The 21,999-nt window shown below is 39.7% G+C and carries 23 protein-coding genes; 13 read left to right on the top strand and 10 right to left on the bottom strand.

Annotated elements, in window-relative coordinates:
- The first annotated feature begins 29 nt into the window (after positions 1-29).
- The gene (locus tag AC3ISE_RS06555; RefSeq protein WP_489223542.1) at positions 30-1,157 is read left to right on the top strand and encodes a 2-methylaconitate cis-trans isomerase PrpF family protein; all 1,128 of its coding nucleotides are present in this window, start codon (positions 30-32) and stop codon (positions 1,155-1,157) included.
- Positions 1,158-1,232: 75 nt separating this feature from the next.
- On the top strand, positions 1,233-1,379 hold the full coding sequence (locus AC3ISE_RS06550; RefSeq protein ID WP_489223541.1) for a hypothetical protein: 147 nt from the start codon (positions 1,233-1,235) through the stop codon (positions 1,377-1,379).
- 92 nt (positions 1,380-1,471) lie between these two features.
- Here the strand turns inward: AC3ISE_RS06550 and AC3ISE_RS06545 are convergent, their stop codons facing one another.
- Entirely contained in the window at positions 1,472-4,546 is a 3,075-nt protein-coding gene (locus tag AC3ISE_RS06545) for a pullulanase (RefSeq protein WP_489223540.1), read from the bottom strand.
- Between the two features lie 524 nt (positions 4,547-5,070).
- Here AC3ISE_RS06545 and AC3ISE_RS06540 point away from each other — a divergent pair.
- The 4 genes from AC3ISE_RS06540 to AC3ISE_RS06525 all read left to right on the top strand — a co-directional run bounded on the left by AC3ISE_RS06540 (position 5,071) and on the right by AC3ISE_RS06525 (position 8,716).
- Complete coding sequence (locus tag AC3ISE_RS06540) at positions 5,071-6,198, top strand: YibE/F family protein (RefSeq protein ID WP_489224280.1); 1,128 nt, start codon at positions 5,071-5,073, stop codon at positions 6,196-6,198.
- Positions 6,195-6,971, top strand: coding sequence for a YibE/F family protein (locus tag AC3ISE_RS06535; RefSeq protein WP_489223539.1), 777 nt, complete (start codon positions 6,195-6,197; stop codon positions 6,969-6,971). Before AC3ISE_RS06540 ends, AC3ISE_RS06535 begins: the two co-directional genes overlap by 4 nt.
- A gap of 794 nt (positions 6,972-7,765) precedes the next feature.
- Positions 7,766-8,389: an HNH endonuclease family protein gene (locus AC3ISE_RS06530; RefSeq protein WP_489223538.1), complete on the top strand. Its 624-nt coding sequence runs from the start codon at positions 7,766-7,768 to the stop codon at positions 8,387-8,389.
- Positions 8,390-8,473: 84 nt separating this feature from the next.
- The gene (locus tag AC3ISE_RS06525; RefSeq protein ID WP_489223537.1) at positions 8,474-8,716 is read left to right on the top strand and encodes a hypothetical protein; all 243 of its coding nucleotides are present in this window, start codon (positions 8,474-8,476) and stop codon (positions 8,714-8,716) included.
- Between the two features lie 202 nt (positions 8,717-8,918).
- On the opposite strand, the gene AC3ISE_RS06520 is transcribed toward AC3ISE_RS06525, so the two are convergent.
- The 3 genes from AC3ISE_RS06520 to AC3ISE_RS06510 form a co-directional block, all read right to left on the bottom strand.
- Positions 8,919-10,253, bottom strand: coding sequence for a hypothetical protein (locus AC3ISE_RS06520; RefSeq protein WP_489223536.1), 1,335 nt, complete (start codon positions 10,251-10,253; stop codon positions 8,919-8,921).
- 42 nt (positions 10,254-10,295) lie between these two features.
- On the bottom strand, positions 10,296-11,195 hold the full coding sequence (locus AC3ISE_RS06515) for a DUF3895 domain-containing protein (RefSeq protein ID WP_489223535.1): 900 nt from the start codon (positions 11,193-11,195) through the stop codon (positions 10,296-10,298).
- Between the two features lie 67 nt (positions 11,196-11,262).
- A complete protein-coding gene (locus AC3ISE_RS06510) occupies positions 11,263-11,817 on the bottom strand; it encodes a GNAT family N-acetyltransferase (RefSeq protein WP_489223534.1) in 555 nt (184 codons plus the stop codon).
- Between the two features lie 104 nt (positions 11,818-11,921).
- On the opposite strand from AC3ISE_RS06510, the gene AC3ISE_RS06505 reads away from it, so the two are divergent.
- Entirely contained in the window at positions 11,922-12,464 is a 543-nt protein-coding gene (locus AC3ISE_RS06505) for a GNAT family N-acetyltransferase (RefSeq protein ID WP_489223533.1), read from the top strand.
- A gap of 323 nt (positions 12,465-12,787) precedes the next feature.
- Here the strand turns inward: AC3ISE_RS06505 and AC3ISE_RS06500 are convergent, their stop codons facing one another.
- Positions 12,788-13,111, bottom strand: a complete 324-nt coding sequence (locus AC3ISE_RS06500; RefSeq protein WP_489223532.1) for an ArsR/SmtB family transcription factor — start codon at positions 13,109-13,111, stop codon at positions 12,788-12,790.
- On the bottom strand, positions 13,112-13,531 hold the full coding sequence (locus AC3ISE_RS06495) for an SRPBCC family protein (RefSeq protein WP_489223531.1): 420 nt from the start codon (positions 13,529-13,531) through the stop codon (positions 13,112-13,114).
- A 170-nt stretch (positions 13,532-13,701) separates the two neighbouring features.
- Between AC3ISE_RS06495 and AC3ISE_RS06490 the strand changes: the two genes are divergently transcribed.
- The 3 genes from AC3ISE_RS06490 to AC3ISE_RS06480 all read left to right on the top strand — a co-directional run bounded on the left by AC3ISE_RS06490 (position 13,702) and on the right by AC3ISE_RS06480 (position 17,272).
- Positions 13,702-14,532 (top strand): aminoglycoside adenylyltransferase domain-containing protein, encoded by an 831-nt coding sequence (locus tag AC3ISE_RS06490; RefSeq protein WP_489223530.1) that lies wholly within the window; start codon positions 13,702-13,704, stop codon positions 14,530-14,532.
- 579 nt (positions 14,533-15,111) lie between these two features.
- Entirely contained in the window at positions 15,112-16,398 is a 1,287-nt protein-coding gene (locus AC3ISE_RS06485; protein ID WP_489223529.1) for a phytoene desaturase family protein, read from the top strand.
- Positions 16,399-16,408: 10 nt separating this feature from the next.
- On the top strand, positions 16,409-17,272 hold the full coding sequence (locus AC3ISE_RS06480) for an RNA polymerase sigma-70 factor (protein WP_489224279.1): 864 nt from the start codon (positions 16,409-16,411) through the stop codon (positions 17,270-17,272).
- Positions 17,273-17,385: 113 nt separating this feature from the next.
- On the opposite strand, the gene AC3ISE_RS06475 is transcribed toward AC3ISE_RS06480, so the two are convergent.
- From AC3ISE_RS06475 to AC3ISE_RS06460, 4 genes are all read right to left on the bottom strand, one after another.
- The gene (locus AC3ISE_RS06475; RefSeq protein WP_430005037.1) at positions 17,386-17,679 is read right to left on the bottom strand and encodes a hypothetical protein; all 294 of its coding nucleotides are present in this window, start codon (positions 17,677-17,679) and stop codon (positions 17,386-17,388) included.
- 125 nt (positions 17,680-17,804) lie between these two features.
- On the bottom strand, positions 17,805-18,017 hold the full coding sequence (locus tag AC3ISE_RS06470) for a hypothetical protein (protein WP_489223528.1): 213 nt from the start codon (positions 18,015-18,017) through the stop codon (positions 17,805-17,807).
- Between the two features lie 9 nt (positions 18,018-18,026).
- On the bottom strand, positions 18,027-18,182 hold the full coding sequence (locus AC3ISE_RS06465; protein ID WP_489223527.1) for a hypothetical protein: 156 nt from the start codon (positions 18,180-18,182) through the stop codon (positions 18,027-18,029).
- Between the two features lie 45 nt (positions 18,183-18,227).
- Positions 18,228-19,232: an HNH endonuclease gene (locus AC3ISE_RS06460; RefSeq protein ID WP_489223526.1), complete on the bottom strand. Its 1,005-nt coding sequence runs from the start codon at positions 19,230-19,232 to the stop codon at positions 18,228-18,230.
- A gap of 148 nt (positions 19,233-19,380) precedes the next feature.
- On the opposite strand from AC3ISE_RS06460, the gene AC3ISE_RS06455 reads away from it, so the two are divergent.
- The 3 genes from AC3ISE_RS06455 to AC3ISE_RS06445 are packed head-to-tail and all read left to right on the top strand — an operon-like array spanning position 19,381 to position 21,968.
- On the top strand, positions 19,381-19,581 hold the full coding sequence (locus AC3ISE_RS06455) for a DNA modification system-associated small protein (RefSeq protein ID WP_489223525.1): 201 nt from the start codon (positions 19,381-19,383) through the stop codon (positions 19,579-19,581).
- Positions 19,581-21,596 carry a DNA sulfur modification protein DndD gene (gene dndD, locus AC3ISE_RS06450; RefSeq protein WP_489223524.1) on the top strand — a complete coding sequence of 672 codons (2,016 nt, stop codon included), beginning with the start codon at positions 19,581-19,583 and terminating at the stop codon, positions 21,594-21,596. Before AC3ISE_RS06455 ends, dndD begins: the two co-directional genes overlap by 1 nt.
- A gap of 6 nt (positions 21,597-21,602) precedes the next feature.
- Positions 21,603-21,968, top strand: a complete 366-nt coding sequence (locus tag AC3ISE_RS06445) for a hypothetical protein (protein WP_489223523.1) — start codon at positions 21,603-21,605, stop codon at positions 21,966-21,968.
- Positions 21,969-21,999 lie beyond the last annotated feature (31 nt).

The following is a 21,999-nucleotide window of genomic DNA, read 5'->3' as shown; positions in this document are numbered from 1 at the left end:
TGAAATGAATAAGAAAAGGTGGTTACGAGATGAAAGTGCCTGTCGTAGTGATGCGCGGAGGAACAAGTAAAGGCGTTTTTCTGAACTTTGAAGATATGCCGTCTGATCGTTTGCTGTGGGATGAATTTTTACTCGATATTATGGGAAGCCCTGACCGCAGGCAGATTGACGGACTCGGCGGAGCCAATTCATTAACCAGTAAAGCGGCGATTATCAAAAAGTCAGATTCAGAAGAAATGGATGTCGAATACACCTTTGCCCAAATCAGCATTGAAAATCAACTGGCTGATTTTAAAGGAAATTGCGGAAACATCTCCTCTGCAGTTGGCCCTTATGCAATTGAGCAGGGACTTGTTCCAGCAATCGAACCGATTACGACCGTAAAAATTTATAATACCAATACTAAGAAGATCATCATTGCGGAGGTAGAAGTTGAAAATGGCCGGGTCAAAACAGAGGGAATGTGCTCAATCCCAGGTGTTCCCGGAACAGGGTCCCCAATCTATCTTTCGTTCACAAATGCAGAGGGTGCCGTAACTGGAAAGCTGTTTCCGACCGGAAACGCTGCAGATACTATTCAAACACCGAGAGGTCCCATTGAAGTTTCAATAGTTGATGTGGCCAATCCGCTCGTCTTCATTAACGCAAATGATGTGGGTCTTAAAGGAACAGAACTTCCCCATGAATTTACGCAGGAAAAATTGGCTGAACTTGAAGCAATAAGAGCGTCAGCAGCTGAATTGTGCGGTTTTGCAAAAAAAGAAAACGCAACGAAACAATCGCCCGCCGTGCCTAAAATGACTATAATCGCTCCGCCAATGGATTACACTGATGTAACTGGAACACCAAGATCCGCTTCTGAAATGGACTGCACCATCAGGATGATGTCCATGCAGAAACCGCATCAGGCCCTTGCTATTACAGGAGCGATTTGTACAACCTCCTGCGCATATCTAAAAGAAACGATCTTGTCTGATCTCATAACCGTAAAAAATGAAGTTTTCCGTTTAGGACATCCCGCAGGAATTATGCAGACAAAAACAGATGTGATCGCCGGTCACATTCGCGCCATTAAAGTCGTTCGAACAGCGAGAATCATCTTGGAAGGGTACGTGTACACAAAGAAAAACTATGATGTTTCCGGAATGCTTGCCTGAGCGCGGTCATAATATGTCCATTTCGAAATAGCATGTAATAAGAAGAAAAAATCAGCTCAACAAGGAGGAACGAAAATGTGGGTGATTACCCTCTTTTTAAAGGAAACCATCAAGATGTACGAATTCAGCACAGAAAAAGAAGCCAGAGATGCATTCAAAAAATTAAAAGGCAGCAAGTTTCTGTCTGAAATTGTTTACTTTAATGATCCTTGTTTTGGTTAACGCCTAGTAATATTCGGGCGTTTTTTTATGTTTTTGCTAATAAAAAAAAGAGTACCAAATGCAAAAGCCATTCAGTACTCTTTTTGAAATTCTTATACCGCTGCGCTTCTTCTTCTCATCATGAAGTAGAAGCCAGTTCCAGCGAGCAAGCTCACTAAGCCAATTAACAGCATGTTGTATTGGTTCGTTGCCGTTGCGGGCAAAAAGTTTCCATTTGAATCATTGGACAGCTGATTTTTAGAAGCTGCAGCTGCGGACTCCTGGCCTGCAGGTTTTTCCTCAGTAGAGCTTGGATCAGCCGGGTTGTCTGAATTTACAGGAGTGTCACCTGGTTCTCCAGGCTGTTTAGCCGGAGGAACTGGCGTTTCCTGCTCTTTTTCAGGTTTAGCAGGACCCGTTTTTTTATCGCTTACTTTTACAACAACAGTTGTTAACGGTTCGATTGTAATGGAATCTTTTTTCAGCTTAAAGCCTGATTGCTTTTTAACTTTTTTAGCGCCAGCTTCGTCGTTGTCGACTACCACTTCGCCTTTTCTTAAGTCTTCAGAAAGAGTAAGCTTTCTTGCTTTTGTATCCGCATTTACGAACACAGAGTAGCTTTCTTTTCCATTTGAAGATACGTTTTTATAGCCGATGACTAAATCTGAATCGTTCATTTCAGGGGCATCAATCATCGTAACATTTGAGTCAACTAACTCCTTGCTTCCTAGTCGGAATGCATCTGATGATTTTCTCAGTTCAATCAGACCAGCCGTGTATTCGCGTGTCGTGTTATTAATTGGGAATGTGCTGGCATCTGTCGCCTTTTCCCAGTCAAATTTGTTGATGGCATCTGATGAATCATAAGAATCGTGAATGAAGTAACCAAACACTTTTCCAGCTTCATCTTGAAGAGCATGGAATTTCTGTTCAGGAAGTCCCTCTCCAAACCATTGCTTTGTTCTTCCGTACTCCTGTCCAGCATGAAGGAAAGCAGTTCCCTGAGAAGTCAGAATCATGGAGTTTCCTAAACGGATTCTGTCATGAATTTCTTCGTTGTTCGCAGGAATGGCTGGATCTTTCTTAATCGATTGAGCGATGACATCATATAATGGAAGATTGTCATGCGCTTCAATATACTGAACCATATCACCAGGATCATCTGCAGCTGTATTGGTAGGCTGCCCTTTAATATTTTTCAAAATAAGATCAAGACTTCTTGCTCCGCCAGTCAGGAATCGCGGTTCCCCTTCCGATCCGAAACCGGATTTCAGTTCATTGCGGATTTCATCTGAGAAAACTCCGACATCATTTGTTTTGTTCATCCAATCTTGATCGGCACCTTTACCTGCAAGTGCCGGATCTGAAAGATGGCCACCGAACGTTCTCCAGCCTTCGCCGATGAATAAGGCATTTTCATTAATTTCAGCAGCTGCGTCGTAAGCATTCTGGATGGAATCATACGTTGCATCGCCCATCATATCAAAACGCATGCCGTCAATTTTGTATTCTTCAAACCAGTATTTAACCGAATCAACCATCAGCTTTTCAGCCATAACGTGGTTTGTCGCAAGATTGTTTCCAAATCCGCCGATGAAGTTTCCATTAGCATCCTGGAAAGCATAATAGTTCGGGACAATATCATTCAGCATGCTTGCTTTTGCCATATGCGTATAAACAACATCAAGCACAACACCCATTCCTGAATCATGCACCGCGTCAATGAGTCCCTTTAATTCTTTGATTCTGAGCTCCGGATCTTTCGGATTCATGGAATAAGCTCCGTCCGGTGAAAAATAACTGTGTGGATCATAGCCCCAGTTATATTCGTTGTTTGCAGCTGAATACTCAAGCTCGCGTTCTCTCATATTCGTTTCATCGCCGTAATACCAAGCCATGACCGGCAGCAATTGAACGTGAGTCACACCAAGTGATTTGATGTATTCGAGCTTATCTTTAAACGCGTCATACGTACCCCAGTCAGATGTTAAATCCCCTTCAATGGAAGGATCAGAAGTGAAATCTCTGACATGGATTTCCCAAATAACTGCATCTTCTCTTTTTTCATAGCCGTCAATTTTCGCAAAATCAAGTCCTGCCGGATCTGTTCCTGCAAGATCAACAATAGCTGCTTTTCCTACCATATCGCCATCAGGTCCTGCTTCACCTTTTGTATTCACAGTGAAAGGAGCCATTGATTTGGCATAAGGATCGAGTACTTTCTTCGTCTCGCCGCCATTTGTTACTTCGTATTGATAGAAGTATCCTTTTAAATCAGAGATTCCAAGATTCTCAGGCTTCGCTTCAACTGACCAGACACCTTTTTCTCCTAAGGCTAAATCGAGCTTGCCAATTTCTTTTGCTGAGTCGTTTTTATCATAAAATACCGCTGTTACTTTGCTTGCTTTAGGCGCCCATAATTTCAGCACAGCTTTCCCAGATTGATAGACAGCACCAAGATCATCGCCATCATAAGCATAAAGCTCATCAATCATTCTCCAGCCTTTAGTTGCGGCAACGGATTTACCAGCGTATGTAACGGTGTAAGAATCATTCGTCAGTTCTGCAGAAGTACTGACTTCCACTGTTGAACCGGACATAATTTTCACACTTTCAACCGGAATGTCTGTGCCGTTTTCATCCTGTACTTTGATTGCTGCAAGTAGCTCTTCTTCCGTCAAACCTTCTGTTCTTGTCAGTCCAATCATAAGCTTTTGTTTTGAAACGATTTCTGCACTGACAATGCCAATTGGATTTTCCCATTCAGATGATGTGTAAACGGTGTCATCCGCATTTTTAATCCACAGGTGATTGTAATCCTCAAGCATCGTGAACACTTTGTCCCCGCCTGTTTTCTCGCCAGTCACGCGATTGACAACAAGGAATCCGAGTTTCTTCGCGCCTTCTTTTACTTTTACATCGATGTAGAGGCCATGCTCATCAGCTTGCTCCTCGGTAAATGGCACAGCATCCTTTGGCCATTCCTTTGGTGCTTCCGCTACGTCTTCCCATAACCATAATCCAAGATCTTTATAATTTTTATCGTCCTTCACATAGTGAATTCTGACCGTGTTTTCAGGCAGATCCGGGTCCTTTTCTGCTGCGTTTGCTTTCGGCAAATACAGAGATGGAACAAACAATGAAACCATTAAAATCAAAACTAGTGCACTTTTCAGAATCCTTTGCATTCTTCAACCTCCATTATGATTTATTAGCTTGTACTCATTGAAACTTTGAAACTGGTAAGAGTGTATATGCGTGGCTGGGTGTTGCGCAGATGTGCAAACGATTTCATAAAGCGTTTACATTTATAATTAAAAGGAAAAATATGCTTGGTGTCAACATTAATTTTGAAAATTCAACAAATAACGCAGGAGGCTGCGCATCAAAACGTGCCTCCTTCATGTACTCAAATTAATTCGAGGGGTTTTAAAATTAATTCATGGGGTTTGCCATTTAATTGGAGGGGTTTTATAAATAATTCGCGGGGTTTCTAAATGAATTGGAGTTAAATGTGAACTTTCTACTACATGAACATCTACCTGACTAAAGTGCCTGATCACCGTTGCGTTACATCGTTAGCGAACTGGTGGAGGCAAGCACTTTTTTCTTATTTATTTCAACTGTCACCAGGAGATGTTCTTGACGCTGAGAAACCTGTCCTGTTATTCTAAGTCCATTGTTCAGATTCATACATACTTGCTGGAGGTTTATTTTGAAACACACAGGAAATATATCAGGTAACAATAAAAGGTTTTTACTGGCCATATTATTTGTTTGCTTTACAGCATCTTTTATATTTGTTCATCATAACTACTCCTTTTATGAACGCCCTATAGCAGAAGTAGTCAAAACAAAACAGACAGATGCATCAAACATGGTGGATATGCACGACAACCATGATCGTCTCTTTAGGCAGGAGATCACAGCCAGGTTGAAAAATGGAGAAGACAAAGGAAAGCTGATCCATTTAACCAATGAATATTCATCATCCGGAGGTTTTGATCAAGAGTATCATGTTGGTAATGAATTGTTTGTGTTAATTGATGAGAAAACAGATGAAGCTTTAACCGGTACAATTAAAGATGTAAAACGTGATAAATACCTTTTGATTGCAGCATGGCTTTTCATCTTTACCTTATTGATAGTCGGAAAAAAACAAGGGCTGTTTTCTGTGATCAGTCTGGCAGTCAATGGCATCATCTTATCGTACGCATTAGACGTTTATCTAAATACAACCGGCATTGATTTACTATTGATCTGCAGCATCAGTGCCATTTTATTTACGGTTATTTCTCTGATCCTCGTTAACGGATTTAATGGAAAAACGTTTGCAGCTATTATTGCCACGCTTTTAGGTACGTTTATTTCCTTGTTCATTGCCATGTTTGTCATAAAGGCAACGGCAGGAAACGGTCTTAGATATGAAGAGATGCAATTTCTGACTCGTCCCCCTAAGGTAGTGTTTATGGCGGGAGTTCTAGTCGGTTCTTTAGGAGCAGTTATGGATGTAGCCATTACAATGTCTTCCTCTATATATGGACTGTATGAAAAGAATAACAATATCCCCATAAAAGCACTGAAAGCTTCAGGTATGGAAATAGGAAAAGATATTATGGGACCGATGACAAATATCTTGTTTTTCGCTTATATAAGCGGATCTATTCCCATGCTGCTTTTGTATTTAAAAAATTCTTCTCCACTCGGATTCACTCTTTCCATGAACCTTTCATTGGAATTGGCCCGGGCTTTGGCCGGAGGAATCGGAATTGTTCTAACAATCCCCATCGGCCTGTATACCTCTATTTTTTTCATTAAAAGAAAGAGGGCAAAAGTATGAATGTATTAGTCACCCTCGCATCCATTTTGTTACTATTAATGATTCTAATTGGCGGAAGAAAAGGAGCAAGGTCATTTATCGCTTTATTTCTAAATTTCGGCGTTCTCTTTTTCACGATTCTCTTTATGGCAGATCCAAATCTTGATCCAATTATTTTAACCTTGGCAGCATGCGCAGTAATTAGTTGTATTAATTTATTTTTTATAAACGAAGTAAACAAAAAAACAACCACTGCCTTTATTTCAACCATTATTACGCTTGCCATTATGTTCATTGTTATTGTCATGTTGACAGATCACACAATGATTCAGGGATTTGGCGAAGAGGAATCCGAAGAACTAAGTATGTTCTCACGGTATATTGGGGTGGATTTTATTAGAATAGGAGCTTCCGTCATTATCATGAGCACGATCGGGGCCATTACTGACATTGCTATTTCCATAACATCCCCGATGCACGAAATTGTCAAACATAACCCGTCCATAAGCAGGAAAGACTTATACGCATCAGGGATAGAGATCGGAAGAGACATTCTTGGGACAAACACAAATACGTTGTTTTTCGCCTTCTTTGGCAGCTATTTGGGACTGCTGATCTGGTTTAAAGAATTATCTTACTCCCTTGGAGACATCGTAAATTCAAAAGTATTCAGCGCTGAAATCATCACGATCCTTTGTGCCGGAATAGGTGTAGCCATCATTATTCCTATCGCCTCCTGGATCGCTGCAGCCTTTTACATCATGAAAAAAGAAACAGCGGAACAAGATAAATAAAGTTTAGCATCAAGTGAATATTATACTAGGGGCTGTTCAGAAACTCGGTTTTACCTGAATTTCTGGGCAGCCCTTATTGCTGTCAATCATGTTGAAAAAAGGTGCCTGACTCCCATTGCGTTACAGCGTTAACGAACTGGGGGGGCAGGCACCTTTTCTCTGATATGAACATTTTTTTGAAAATTCTACAAATAACGCAGGAGGCTGCGCTCCAAAACAAGCCTCTTGCATGTATTCAAATTAATTCGCAGGGTTCCGAAATTAATTCATGGGGTTTGCCATTTAATTGGGGGGGTTTTGAATATAATTCGCGGGGTTTCTATATTAATTGGAGTTAAATGTGAACTTTCCCACTACATGAACACCTACTTATATTGCTCAAGCAGCGAGCTCATTTGATTTCTCCCATTCGTTTCACTCCCAGCACCCCCTTCTATGTACTCATTTTCTGAATATATTTACATTTGAAACATTCAGGTGTGGAACTGCTGCATACAGAGAACTTTCGATACAATATCCTCATTTTCAGAAAAAATGCTTATTACTTATTAACCTATTTATTCAAGGAGCCTTACCGTTTCTCTTTCTAATGTACTTACATTTCTTCCCCTAAATGTTAAGGGATTTACAAATGCTTAACTTGTAAAAAAATCTATTATTATACTATCATTTCAAATGGAGATACAAATTTCCATTTATCAATTAAACAACAATCCAGTGGCTGTTTTGTTGTTAACCTCTCACCTATCAAAAATGAGAGATTAATATAAAAATTACATACAGGAGGCATTTACATGCTGAAAAAAACGATGTTATTTGTTTTTGCACTGTTTCTCTCGTTCACATTATTCTTGCCGGACGCCTATGCACTGCCACCCGGCACTCCGTCGAAGTCCACGGCACAATCGCAGCTGAACGCGTTGACCGTGAAGACAGAGGGCTCCATGACCGGCTACTCCCGTGACAAATTCCCCCATTGGATCAGTCAAGGAAACGGCTGTGATACCCGTCAGCTGGTGCTTAAGCGTGATGCCGACTACTACAGCGGCAGCTGCCCTGTGACGTCCGGCAAGTGGTACAGTTACTATGACGGTGTTACGCTGTACAATCCGTCGGACCTTGACATCGATCATGTCGTCGCTCTTGCTGAGGCTTGGCGTTCCGGCGCAAACAGCTGGACAACGGACAAACGTGAGGACTTTGCCAACGACTTAAGCGGCACGCAGCTAATTGCGGTAAGCGCCAGCACCAATCGTTCCAAAGGTGACCAGGATCCATCTACGTGGCAGCCGCCCCGTTCCGGCGCAGCCTGCGGATACTCAAAGTGGTGGATCAGTACGAAGTACAAATGGGGTTTAAGCCTGCAGTCTTCAGAGAAGACCGCACTTCAGAGCATGCTCAATAGCTGCTCTTATTGATTGGATAGCTGTACGAACGAACGATTCACAGTTGGCTGGTCGTTCGTACAGCACCTTTACATACAAAATAATGGAGGTGCTTGTATGGAAAAGAAGTCAACTACTTTTACAGCAACCCACGGTGTCATGACCTCTGAAGTCGGCGTAATCAGCGGTGACCTTGAACTTGTCACCACGTGCGGTGATGACGGCGACCTGACTCTTGCCATCACATATGTTGGGGCTGAGGAGTGGTATTCCCTTCCGGGTGAGAAATACAGGCTGTATGATACGCGTGATCATGATGTTATTCACGAAATGCTTGTTAGGGTTCTTGAGCGCCCTTAAGCATGTATTCAAATTAATTCGCAGGGTTTTGAAATTAATTCATGGGGTTTGCCATTTAATTGGAGGGGTTTTGAAAATAATTCGCGGGGTTTCTAAATTAATTGGAGTTAAATGTGAACTTTCCCACTGCATGAATTAAAAAAGGTGTCTGCCCCCCGTCGCGTTATAACGTTAGCGAACTAGGGTTCAGGCACTTTTTCTATCAAAAAATAATCCCCAACCCCGCAAACGACAAATCCTCACACTCTACCTTCTGAACATAACTGTCTTTCTCAAATCTATGTGTATACCGGCTCAGTTTGACCATACCCACGTCGTTCTTCGTATAGAAGACAACAGTCGGACTTTCATTTTCATAGAAGAAAACCGGTCTGAGAGAAGGCGGGATCGTTTTGAATTCATTCCATTCACCAAGAGTATACAAATAGTCTACGACACTGTTTGCCACTTTGTATTCGTCCTCATCTATGGGCAAAATATCGCCTGCACTCCAATAGCACCCGTGCCACAGCGCGCCGAACTCCCCGATTTCATGATAGGCAATCGCTGCCTGCAAGTAGGATAGCGGCGAATAATCCCCGTCCACCGCCTGAAAAACATGATCATAAGCAAAATCAGGTTTCGGATGCTCCAAACTATGCTCGTCCGCATACATGCATTCTTCCGGCGGCGGCAGTTCCCGGTCATGCGGAATGGCGTATACGGCAGAATGCCCATTTCCTCCAGCTGTATATTGATAGGCTCTCAGTTTAAACCCTTTTCGAATCTTCAGCTGTGAAAAACTTTGAATCACACGTTCAGGATTATCTCTTGAAACCGCCCATCCTTCATTTTCATCGTAATACGTGGTAAAAGGCCCAAGATATAGATTAGGACGAGTGGCAGCAACCGTAAATTCAATGATCTCAGATAGTTCTTGGGGTTTAACCTCCCGCACGTACAATTGTCTGAGCTCTTCAATCATGCTATGCTTTTGCGCAGTTAACTGAGGGCATACATGATAATAATCGCCATTTTGATTCTTTTTACCAAACGAAGGAATGCCCGCTTGATTGATACGTTCCATCCAGCTGCTTTTCAGCTCTTTTAAAAAGGTATATGTACTTCTACTGTTTACTCCCCACCCGATGCAGATCCAAGGATTCTGTTTCAGCTCACTCAGCGGAACTTCCATATCAGAAGCAAGAACTATCCCTCTTCCGCCAAAATATTCAATTTGAGCAATGGCTTCACTGTCTTTCGTGTTCTGAAGCGTAAACAAATTATACAAATGAATTCTTCCATTTAGCGGCTCAAGCTGATAAAAAGCTTCCACCAATTTCACCACTTGTTTCATTGTGGGATCCAAGGAAATAGGTGCAAAAACACTTTGCCCATCACGCAAATCCTTTACAGTCTCATGACTGGCACTCCCAGGATTCAGAAGCAAAAAACTGCCAATGGATTTTTCGCTCTCACCCCATTGAAGATAAGCGGACTGGCGGAAAATGTGATTCTTCTTTTTCAGAAACGTTCCGAATGCTTTTGGCTGGTACATGAATTTGTCACCCCTCATTGCAAAAATTAAGATGTTAAACCTCTACTTAACTGAATACCACCGATCCTCAAACGTCTTACTGTCTAACTGACAGACTCCTTGAGCCACAAGCTGATCCATCACCATCGCAACATATACAAACGACTTCGGCTTTCCGGAGTCATAATATCCTTTAAACGGATGACTGTACTGACTGATATCCTCACAGATTTCGAGCACACTTATCGTTCCTGTGTTTTCGATTAAACGAATAATCGCTTGATGAATCTCATTCCCCAGAGGTGAATTCACCTTAGGAATGGCGGATAACTTCTTTGGTGCAGCTCTTGTAATCGTCGAAACGGCTGAAGGCTGACGCATTTCCTTTTGCCGACCCGCTTTCTCCTTCAAAATCATTCGATTAAGTCTATTAATCTGCCGGTCTAACAAAGGCAGATCGAGATCAAGGAGATCCTGCACCTCTTTAGGAAGGTCAAGGCCCATCGCTTTCGCTTCTGAAAGAACCTTTTGATCCCAGCCATTCATCACCTTATAGAGAATTTCATCCAGTTCAAAATCAATCTGCGTAAACCCTTTGATGATTTCCTTCACCACAGATGCCGGAATCCCGGTATGAAATTCAAAATGATCTTTTCCAAATTTCTTGATCTCGCCTGTCTCTGTATTCTTCACAATATACTGATACCTCAACGGCATCCCGCACTCACAGCGAAACGGGCGATTCCCAAGACCGCCGTCAAGCAGCTCAATAAACTCCCAGTCGTTAATTTCCCGGTCAAGCTCCTGCTCAGAACCACTGTAAGTTCCCTTGCTTTTCACCAGCTCATTTGAAAAAAGAGTCCGTTTTCCTCGCTTTAGCCTCTCAAGCAAATAAACCCTCTGCTCTTCTGTTAACTCTTGAAGAATCTCAGCCCGTTCCTCCGCTTCAAAATAAAAATCCATGGATGCCACCTCCACTACGTACTATTCGTCCTTATCCAAAGTTTTCCTTGTTAAGATTCTATTAATTTTACAAATGAAATTGCAGGGGCAAATCAGCAGTATTCCTTTTCCAAATCATATGGTCACACCCTTCTCCCCAATAATTCTGAAGCAAATAATCAGGTTCACCAAACTTCTTCTTCCAGACTTTCTGTGCACTCGAATAACCACTATCAAGGCAAAATTCGCTGATCCCTCTATTCTGCAAGGTAAGGAACATGACATGTAAAAGCAGAGTCCCTATCCCCCGTCTTTGATAATTATGATGAACAAAAACCGTCCCTATCTCGCTCAATCCGCTTAACGCTCCATCTGTGCAGCTAACAATCAGCTCACTCACAGGACCATATTCAATACAACCGACAATCTCTTTTCCATCCAGACCGATCAAAAAATACCGATCCTCCCCGTTGCTTTCCAAATCAGTCTTTAGGTATTGTCTCTTGCATGCCATTTCATCTTTCATATCACCAACCAGTTCCGATATTCCTTCTTTTTCAAACGTATCCCTGATGACTTTACTGAAAAACAGATTCAGCTCGTCTATATCTTCCATTCTTGGTCTTCTAATTTCAATTTTCATGTCACCCACTCCTTGACCTTTTAAACAATTCCACCCACCCTATTCCACCTTTTACCTTGTTAATCCTTCATCTTTCGCTACAATTAAGAGAGGGAGATGATTCAATGTTAAAAAATGAAAACATACATATAAGACCTTTCACAATCGCGGACGCAGAAGCAAGACTTCAGCTGCAGCTCAAAAACCGCGAGTTCTTTGAACAATTCTCCATGATCCGCACACCTGACTTTTACACCCTGGAAACGCAGCGCACCATGATCCAAGAATACGAACAAAAGAGCAAAGAAGACATCGAATATCAATTCGGTATCTTCCTGAATGAGGACAATCGCTTACTCGGCACCATCAGCCTCTTCCAAGTCATGCGCAGTTCTCTGCAAAACGCGATTCTCGGCTATTTTCTGGACCAAGCCCACAACGGAAAAGGCTACACAACCCAAGCAGTCAAATTAATTGTTCAATACGCCTTTGAAGAACTCAAACTCCACCGCATCGAAGCCGGTGTGATGCCGCACAACATTGGATCTATCCGAGTATTAGAGAAAGCAGGATTTCATAAAGAAGGACTTGCTAGAAAGAATGTAAAGATCAATGGGAAGTGGGAGGATCATGTGGTTTTGTCGATTTTGAATCCTGACGATGAATGAAAGGTGCCTATTCTCGGCGTCAACATAACGCAGGCGGGTGCGCTCCAAAACAAGCCTCCTGCATATATTCAAATTAATTCGCAGGGTTTTGTCATTAATTCATGGGGTTTGCAATTTAATTGGAGGGGTTTGAAAATAATTCACAGGGTTTCTAAATGAATTGGAGTTAAATGTGAACTTTCCCACTCCATGGGAGGGATTATGGCGATTTTGAACCCAAATGATGAATGAACAGGGAGAGTCTGACAAAAAAGCCGGAAGCTTCTATTAAGAAAAAGAGGTTCGTTCAAAGGAAGAAATCACTTTGAACGAACCTCTTTTTCTTACTTATTGTCTTCAACTAAATGCTTCAGCGTCGACAACTTATTCTCCCAGAACTTCTCATAATACGAGAGCCACTGCTTCACTTCAGTTAACGGTTCGGGGTGCAGCCGGTAGATCTTTTCACGCCCTTCTTTTCTGCCGGATATTAGTTCAGCTTCCGTCAATATCTGAAGGTGCTTTGTCACAGCTGTTCGGCTCATATCGAAGTGTTCAGCGATTTCGGTTATCGGCCGTTCATTTTCTGCGAGCAGCCTCAATACTTCACGTCTTGTTGGATCAGCGATCGCTTTAAAGACATCGTGTTTTTCTGCCGGTGCCGCCACTTAGCCCTCAACTGCCTTTTTTAGTCTTTCATTAACAATACCAACCCAGCCGCCATTCATGCGGTCGCGAATAACCGAACTCTTTTCATTCGCTTTTCCAATCACATCATCGTCTTCTTTCCATCCGCTATGAATCAAGGTGAACTCTGTCTGATCTCCTTTTTCTTCTAATAGAAACGTTACGACCCAGCCATCGTTATCCCATGCAAAAGAAAGCTTGTGCGGCTCGTCGATCACCAACACTTTACACGGTGATGGACCAAAAGGAGACTGAATATGAAACTCATATCCCTCCTCAGCTTTAAAGTCATTTGGCATGAACCAAACTGACATACCTTCTGCTGTCGAGACAGAATCCCACACTTTTTGGATTGGAGCCTTGAAGATCGCGGTTTGTTTAATATCCGGTAAAGTTGCCATGAACGTTCATCTCCTACAATTAATATATAACCATTTGGTTGTACGTTTAGAATATAACACCTTTTAGTTGTATGTCAATATGTAAAAGAGGAGCTTATCCTGCTAGTGGAGAATATTCACAAAATCGGAATTTGTTTTTGGAGGAAAGAAATGAAACGAGGGCAACAACGATGACACAAATCAAACCAACAAATGAACGTAACCATTTGCCAAAAGATGTGATCGAAGTAGTAGCCGTCTACTTGAAGATGTTAGAGGCAAGACTGCCAAACGTGCTGGAATCTTTCTATCTGTTTGGATCCGTTTCATTAGGTGCTTATCAAGAGGGAAAAAGCGACTTGGACTTTTATGGAGTTGTAAAAGAAAAGCTGACCGAAAGTGATATTGAGATCTTAAAGCAGGTTCATTTAGATATGAAAAAACAGTTTCCAACGCCAAGTTTAGATGGCATGTATGTGACGCGTGATGATCTAGAAGGAAGAACCGCAAGAGAGTCCTCATGTCCGTATTTTAATGAAGGCAAACTCCAGATGTACCGGCATTTCCGCCGAAACTGGATAGATGCTTATCAACTAAAAACATACGGCATCACAATAAAAGGACTTCCGATAAAAACGTATAACTTACCAGTAGATTGGAATCACTTGAAAACGAACTTGGTAGAAAACATTAATACCTATTGGCTCAACTGGGTGAAGGATTGTGAACGTGTCACATCACTCCAATTTCCTGGTCTATATGTAAGCGGCAGCATGATCGAATGGGGAGTACTTGGGGTGACAAGGCTTTTTTACTCCATTAGAGAAGAAGATATCACATCAAAAGTGGGGGCAGGAGAATATGCGCTGCGAACGGTTCCTGAAGAGTATCACCAAATCATCACAGAAGCGCTGCGCATTCGGAATGGGAATAAGTTCTCTCTTTATAGTTCGATGATTAAGAGAAGAAATGATGCTTTGAAGTTTATGAAGTTTGTGATTAAGGAGTGTAATCATTTGTAAGAAAGGTACCTGTTTCCCCTCCAAAACAAGCCTCCTGCATATATTCAAATTAATTCACAAGGTTTTGTCATTAATTCAAGGGGTTTGTCATTTAATTGGAGGGGTTTTGAAAATAATTCGAGGGATTTCTATATTAATTGGAGTTAAATGTGAACTTTCCCACTGCATGAACCTCTACCTATATTGCTCAAGCAGCGAGCTTCTGCCTGATCCCTGTTGCGTTAGCGAAACTGGAGGACGGCTATGAACTTGGTGTACAGGACTCAGCGCTGTCAAAGAAAGATTTTGATCGATTGCTTGTTTATTTTAGGTATAAAAATGACGGTGCACTGAAGAATCTGGTTAAGAGTGGGGTTACTAAACGCAAAATGACTGTTTCTACATAAAAGTTGAATGTTAGAAAAGAGTCTCCATCTTGATTGTTGGAGACTTCCTAAATTTAATTAACTCCTTTAATCCACGCAGCAATAATGTTCCAATCCTTCATTGTGCCGTCCTAAATTAAGATTTAAAAATAAAATTGTCACAGAACACCACCTCTTTTCGTCTTGTTTGTAAAACAGAAAGAGGGAATTTGTGATGAAAAAATATGAAGCAGCGATTATTGGAGGAGGAATTTCAGGATTAACGGCGGCGTTTTACTTGGCAAAGGCAGGGGTATCAGCTGTGGTTATTGAAAAGGGGAAACCTCTTGGGGGCCGTGCAAAAACCATTAAGAAGAACGGAGCGTATTTCAATATCGGCGCCCATGCCCTTTACAAAGGGGGCGCAGCGGAATCGGTACTAGATGAACTGGGTATTGAACTGTCAGGCGGGATTCCTGATACAAAGGGCAAAGCGATTTGGAACGGTTCGCTCTTCACACTTCCTGCAAGCCTCCCCTCCCTCCTATTCACAAAGCTTTTAACACTGTCCGGTAAAATTGAACTCGGAAACGTGATGAGAAAGCTGAAGAATCTGCAGCCGGCGTCAATTGGGAAGATGAGCTTACGGGAATGGGCTGAGGCTGAGATGACCGATCCAATGGTCCGGCATGCTTTTTACGCTTTATGCAGGACTTCCACCTATTGCATCGGACCTGAAAATCAACAGGCGGCGATTGTGCTCCATCAAGTGCAGAGGGGGATGAATGGTGTTTTCTATATCGACGGAGGGTGGCAATCCATGGTAGATCTTTTAAAGCAAAAAGCCATCGATTTCGGCGCAGCCATCGTTCATCAATCCGCTGTTTCGATTAAGAAAGAATCAGGATTCGTGATTACCTTAAAAAACGGGAACAGAATCGAAGTTCCGATGGTTCTTTCAACTGCAAGCCCTCACCAAACCTTCTCTCTAATAAGAGGAGCGCCTGGAACCACATTGGAGACAGGGAGACAGCGAGTCAAACCGATTTATGCCGCCTGTCTCGACGTTTCACTCCGTCAGCTCCCAAGACCTGGCGAGCAATTTGCCATCGGCATCGATCAGCCGATCCTGCTTACCAATCAATCGAGGGCTGCAAAATTAAGTGAAAACGGCTCCTCCGTAATCAGTCTCATCAAGTACTTGGGGACGGAAGAAGCTTCCAACGCCGCGTCTGATCAAAAAGAACTCGAAAACGTTCTGGAATTGATGCAGCCAGGCTGGAGAAAGGAACTGGAAGGCTATCAGTACTTACCTCACATAGCGGTCTCGAACGGTTCATGTGCACTGAATGATTATCTTCCCCTAGGTCCAGCTGTTCCTGATATCCCTGGTCTTTATATTGCAGGAGATGGAGCCGGACGCAGCGAATTGCTAGCAGATGCGGCATTTGCAAGTGCGAAAAGAGCAGCAGCCGCAATCATTCAACAGTCTGCAAATCCTGGAATGGTAAAGGAGGCATAATATGAGTCCGATTGAATCCGAATTGCTTTTCACCTCTCACCACCCCCTGCTTTTCTCTTTGGCGTATCGAATGCTCGGCAGTGTACAGGATACGGAGGATCTGCTTCAGGATGTGTTCATCACATTTAGTGAAACAGAGACAGGGGCTATTCAAAATCAGAAAGCTTATTTATGCAAAATGGTGACAAACCGCTGTATCGACCTTTTAAAATCTGCTTCAAAGAGACGGGAACAGTATACAGGCACGTGGCTGCCTGAACCGCTGATTACCGAAAACAGTCCGAGCGGCGACCCGGCCGGCCAAGTCTTCTTAAAAGAATCGGTATCCATGGCCTATCTCCTGCTGCTTCAGCAATTATCCGAGACAGAACGTGCGGTCTTTATCCTGAAAGAAGTGCTGCAATACAGCTATGAGGAAATTGCAGAGATTGTCGGCAAGAGCAGCACCAATTGCCGGCAGCTATTTTCGCGGGCAAAAAGGAGCATCGTTCCCCCAAAGGAAGCACCTAAAATGACCCAAAAGGGTAAATGGCTCGCCGAACAGTTTTTTGGAGCACTTGCATCAGGAGATACCATCAAAGTGCTCAGCCTCCTGTCTGCGGATGCTTCCCTTTTAACAGACGGCGGCGGAAAAGTAAAAGCAGCCATCTTCCCGATCCTTGGCGCGGAACGCATCACCCGTTTTTACATGGGCATTCTATCAAAACTCCCGCAGGACATGACCTATTCCATCACTTCCGTAAACGGGGAGCCAGGCCTCATTCTATACGCCGGGAAGCAAGTATATGCGGTCCTCTCCCTACACATCGAGGACAACAAAATCCAAACGATTTACTCCGTCATGAACCCGGAGAAGCTCACTCATATCACTTAATAAAAGAGCAGTCACTTGGCTGCTCTCCATTGTTTTATAGCGTTAGCGAACTGGGGGGCCTGGCACTTATTTTTCTGATTCAATTTCATCGACTCCCGTTCTTTTTGTTCAAGTTAATTATCTAATGACTTCATAGACTGTTCGATTACTTTTCTTAAGTTTGCTTCATTAAAATTCTTAATATTGATCCACCCTCTTTTATCTACTGAATAAGAGTGGACATCTGAAAAATACTTTCCACATACATAACCATTTCCAGTTTCAGTAGAAAATTGAGTGATGACAGTTTTCTGACGTTTTTTTGCATTTGGATGTTTATATGAGATCCTGATGTTATCTTTGTGTTTTCTTTCAATTAGTGATGAATAACTTTTAAAGATTGATAGTTTTTCTGAGACTGAAAGCATAAAAAACTCCTTTCATTTCTGATTAATACAAACCTCTTTTTTAATAATAACTGGAAATTACTTAAGAAAGTTGATTTTAAATAAATTTAAACCGTCCAAAAGTGAGGACGGTTGAACCTTAAATACTATTTTAAAACCTTACTATCCTTCCTCTCAAAATACCCATGCAAACGATACTCACAAATTTCCTTTGTCCATTTATACAATTGCAATGCCTCATTTTCATTCACTGAAAGATTAAAAGAGAATTCACCTTCATTAATCATAACCAGCCCATTTGAACTCCCGCTCCATTTAGTCATCGGCATATCTCTTATGAGTTTGGCTACTTTATTCAAATCTCCGTTTCACATTTCCATAGCTGCTTTTCCTGAAAAATCAATGTTTATTCTATACTCTTTTTCGGTCAGATAGTTAAAGAAAAATGGCGCCACCTCTTCCGGTGTAACTGGCTTCAGCCAGTTCTCAGGACCTTTGTTGAGCATATAGAGAAGCACGATCATTTAATAGCTCTGATTTACCAGTCTCATTAATTACTACTTTTAATTTTATATATTGTAAATTATATTAGGCTCCCAAAATTCATTTATTCCATTGTATATAGAAAAATCGTATAAGGTTATCAACTTATGATTATCGTAATTAAAAAAATAATTGTTAAGGTCATCTCTTTGAATATTATCCATAATTTCGCTATTTCTCTCTAATATATTACCTAAATATTTATTGATAGCTAATTTGTTGTTTTTTCGAACATTACATTTTGGGCATGATAAGACTAAATTCCACAGATTATCTGTTTGTATGAAACTCCATGGTATGAAATGATCAATATGTACATTAGATCTTTTAATAAGATTTTGATTGCAGTAGAAACAAACCTTTGCGTCATGTTTGATTAAAATATTATAGTATTCACTTAAAGATGTTCTTTTAGAAATATTTTCAACCCTATTTATTAAGTAATTTATATGTGGAACGTTATTAAATTTCTCAAGAAATTTTGCGAGATGATAGTTTATTAAATAAGTTAGTGTTCTTTGATGTCTTTGAAGGAAATTGTAGACTTGTGGATTAAATCTTAAATATTCAGATCTTAAATTAAATTCATAAAATATTCCATTTGTGTCTCCGTAAAACGCTCCAATAACATATCTCTTTCCCTTCTTTTTAACTTCTTTGACAATTTCTAATTGAAGTGAGGGATTTATTTTGTCAAATTTCAAATCACATGGAATAGCAAATTGGTTGGAGTATTTATATAAAATTTTATGTATGCTTGAACTTTGATTTTTATTGTTCGATTGTAACAATCCATGATGAATTGTTAGGTTCCAATATATTTTGGTGAAAGAAGTAAATATATATTGATAGCTTAATTCTAGATTTTCATTTACGTTATAAAGATTCTCTATTAATGATTTAAAGAAACCATATTTATATGTCATTGTTACCCTAGAACTATAAAAAAATTTATTTAAAGCTATCCAAATTTCCGAGTCAGTTACATATTCTTGCTGCAACTCACCAATCTTCAAATCCCATCCCATCATCCATCACCTTCGTTTAATTTCTTAAGTTTAAAAGCATTAAGTAAATAGAAATATTTCCCTTGTAAAGATATTGTAACATTATTAGTTTTTTATGGTAATATTTTAGAAGACTCTATATACTAAAAAGTTACTAATAAAAGGTGATTAAATGAAAGAAATTAAAAGAAGAGAATTAGAACTTTTAGCAAAATTATGTAAACAAGATAATCTCCCATTAAAATTAGCAATGGAACTAATCCGTTCTGCTGAGAAGCATGCTTATGAGAATAATAGTCAAGGGGCAAGAATGGATGAATATCATAAACTAATAAAACACTATACAAAAGACATATCACAAGGTGATAAATAATGTTACTAAAAAAATTAGTATTTGATAATTATAAAACTTACTATGGGTATCAAGAAATTGATTTGTATATACCTAAAGAAGTAAGAGAAGAAAAAGGAAAAAATATAATCCTTCTCGGTGGCTTAAATGGGGCCGGAAAAACAACTATTCTAAAATCAATACTCTATGTTTTATTTGGTAAAAGAGGAATGATTGATTCAGAATATAAACGCTTATTTGCAAACATTATAAATAATACCTTTTTTGATGAGGGTGGAAGAGAGTGCTCTGTTTCTCTATCTATTGAGACCGACTCTGGGGAAGAATGGAATCTTAAAGTAAAATGGTATTTTGATCAATTAAAAAGAATGACTCACGAAGAAAGAGATCTTACTGTAAAAAAACCAGGATCTAGCATAGTGAAAAATGCCAGAATAGAAAATATTGAGGTTTTTAACAAATTTATTGATAAAATCATTCCATATCACGCTGCTCCATTTTTTATATTTGATGGAGAAGAAATAAAAGATATCATATTGAGACAAAACAGTCATGAGATGAAAGAAGCTATACATAAAATTGCTGGAATGGAAACATATAAACAATTATTATGTGACCTTCGCGCTTTAAAGATCTCTCTTGAAAATAAACTAGCTAAATCTGTAAGTCAAATTAAGTTATCTAATATTCAATCTGACCTTTCTGAAGTAGAAGGAACCATTAAGACTCTTGAAATTAAAAAAAATAACTTCAATAATGAAAAGCTGAAATATGAAACATTAATAAATGAAACTAAGCAAAAGCGCAATTTAAAAATGGCTCAAAACTCAAAATCCAGAGAAATTATTGTTAAACAACAAACAAGAGTAGCAACAGAACTTGATTTAACAACAAATGATCTGAACTTGTTCCTTGAACAAAATATGATTAGCATCATATTAAAAGAGAAAATACAAACTTTAAAAAAGAGTCTTAAAATGGAAAATGATATTATTCAAAAGAAGTTATTGCAAAATGCTTCATTGACACCTTATAGAAATTTTATGAATCAATTATTAGATAAAACAATATCTCCCCCACTCACTTCCGAACAATTAAGACAAATTAAGTTGCTTGGCGAAGAAGTTTGGATTAAAGAAAATGATATTAATAATACGATCCCAGATGATTTTAAAGAATTACATGATATTTCAAACAGAGATTATAACTCCTTAATTAACTACTCTATTAATGACAAAATAAGAGTCACTGAGTATATAAATAAGATTGAAAAACTGCAGCAAGAATTAAACAAATTAGAGTCCGAAATAAGAAATGCTCCAGAATCAGTTAATATTGATGATGAAAATAAATCTATTGATATGTTAGTTAGAACTGTTGGTGAGATTGATTTAAAACTAAAAGTTTTAAATAAAAAGCTTAGAACTGCTATAGAAGAAAAAGCTAATCTTATTAATAAATTGACAAGATTTTCAGGACAAGGTGAAAATTTAGAATCCTTACAAACCCAAAATAATCAAGTCGGAATGACTATTAAGGTTATTGAAAAGTATGTTTCAGAAATAACTACTATGAAAGCGACATATATCAAAGAAGAGTTTTCAAAGATGCTTAAGAAATTATTTAGAAAAGAAAATGAATTCGGTAAAATTGAGTTTGATATTAACAGTTTCTCCATACGTTTATTTAATGACCGTATGCAAGAAATGAGTATTCAAGATCGTTCAGCCGGCGAAATGCAAATGATTTCTTCTGCTTTGATATGGGCATTAACAAAAGTCTCTGATTTGGCATTGCCAATGGTAATAGACACTCCCCTAGGAAGACTTGATAGCTACCATAGAAACCATTTAATTAATTTTTATTATAAAGAACTAAGCGAACAAGTAATTATTCTTTCAACTGATACTGAAATTACAAAAGAATATGTCAACCTAATGAAGGGGAATTCTTACAAACAATATATGTTAGACTATAATGAAAGAAAAAAATATACAATAATAAGAGATGGGTACTTTGAATTTATCAAAGGGTGATTTAAAATGTCTAATCGAAGAATGTTATTATCTGAAGAAGGTAAACAAATTTTAGATAATGTCGTAAATATATTAGAAGTAGAGAGACCGATGGGAGTTAAATTAGCTCTCGCAAAAGGCTTATCAATATCTAATGGTCCAGTGGATATAGATTTTTCAGGTAAAAATAAGTGGACGATTCCAGATAATATTATTAAAGATAGAGAATTCCTCTTATTTAAGCATTTAATAGTAAATGAAGTAAATTCCTCATTAAATGATGAAGAATTGCATCAATATATGATAGCATATATTGAGATTGGAGTAAGGGAGCTCGAACAGAATTTGAATGGTAAAAGCTCCATGGAAGATTTCAGACTTTGCATTCTATAGAAAATCCCACCGAATAATTAATTCGGTGGGA

The sequence above is a fragment of the Metabacillus sp. KH_069 genome, assembly GCF_057838075.1.
Note: the sequence above shows the minus strand (reverse complement) of the source record. Positions and strands in the feature narration are given on the sequence as shown.

Coding starts and splice junctions, on each gene's coding strand:
- AC3ISE_RS06555 (WP_489223542.1), top strand. CDS start 30: ATGAAAGTGCCTGTCGTAGTGATGCGCGGAGGAACAAGTAAAGGCGTT.
- AC3ISE_RS06550 (WP_489223541.1), top strand. CDS start 1,233: ATGTGGGTGATTACCCTCTTTTTAAAGGAAACCATCAAGATGTACGAA.
- AC3ISE_RS06545 (WP_489223540.1), bottom strand. CDS start 4,546: ATGCAAAGGATTCTGAAAAGTGCACTAGTTTTGATTTTAATGGTTTCA.
- AC3ISE_RS06535 (WP_489223539.1), top strand. CDS start 6,195: ATGAATGTATTAGTCACCCTCGCATCCATTTTGTTACTATTAATGATT.
- AC3ISE_RS06530 (WP_489223538.1), top strand. CDS start 7,766: ATGCTGAAAAAAACGATGTTATTTGTTTTTGCACTGTTTCTCTCGTTC.
- AC3ISE_RS06525 (WP_489223537.1), top strand. CDS start 8,474: ATGGAAAAGAAGTCAACTACTTTTACAGCAACCCACGGTGTCATGACC.
- AC3ISE_RS06520 (WP_489223536.1), bottom strand. CDS start 10,253: ATGTACCAGCCAAAAGCATTCGGAACGTTTCTGAAAAAGAAGAATCAC.
- AC3ISE_RS06515 (WP_489223535.1), bottom strand. CDS start 11,195: ATGGATTTTTATTTTGAAGCGGAGGAACGGGCTGAGATTCTTCAAGAG.
- AC3ISE_RS06510 (WP_489223534.1), bottom strand. CDS start 11,817: ATGAAAATTGAAATTAGAAGACCAAGAATGGAAGATATAGACGAGCTG.
- AC3ISE_RS06505 (WP_489223533.1), top strand. CDS start 11,922: ATGTTAAAAAATGAAAACATACATATAAGACCTTTCACAATCGCGGAC.
- AC3ISE_RS06495 (WP_489223531.1), bottom strand. CDS start 13,531: ATGGCAACTTTACCGGATATTAAACAAACCGCGATCTTCAAGGCTCCA.
- AC3ISE_RS06490 (WP_489223530.1), top strand. CDS start 13,702: ATGACACAAATCAAACCAACAAATGAACGTAACCATTTGCCAAAAGAT.
- AC3ISE_RS06485 (WP_489223529.1), top strand. CDS start 15,112: ATGAAAAAATATGAAGCAGCGATTATTGGAGGAGGAATTTCAGGATTA.
- AC3ISE_RS06475 (WP_430005037.1), bottom strand. CDS start 17,679: ATGCTTTCAGTCTCAGAAAAACTATCAATCTTTAAAAGTTATTCATCA.
- AC3ISE_RS06465 (WP_489223527.1), bottom strand. CDS start 18,182: ATGATCGTGCTTCTCTATATGCTCAACAAAGGTCCTGAGAACTGGCTG.
- AC3ISE_RS06460 (WP_489223526.1), bottom strand. CDS start 19,232: ATGATGGGATGGGATTTGAAGATTGGTGAGTTGCAGCAAGAATATGTA.
- AC3ISE_RS06455 (WP_489223525.1), top strand. CDS start 19,381: ATGAAAGAAATTAAAAGAAGAGAATTAGAACTTTTAGCAAAATTATGT.
- dndD (WP_489223524.1), top strand. CDS start 19,581: ATGTTACTAAAAAAATTAGTATTTGATAATTATAAAACTTACTATGGG.
- AC3ISE_RS06445 (WP_489223523.1), top strand. CDS start 21,603: ATGTCTAATCGAAGAATGTTATTATCTGAAGAAGGTAAACAAATTTTA.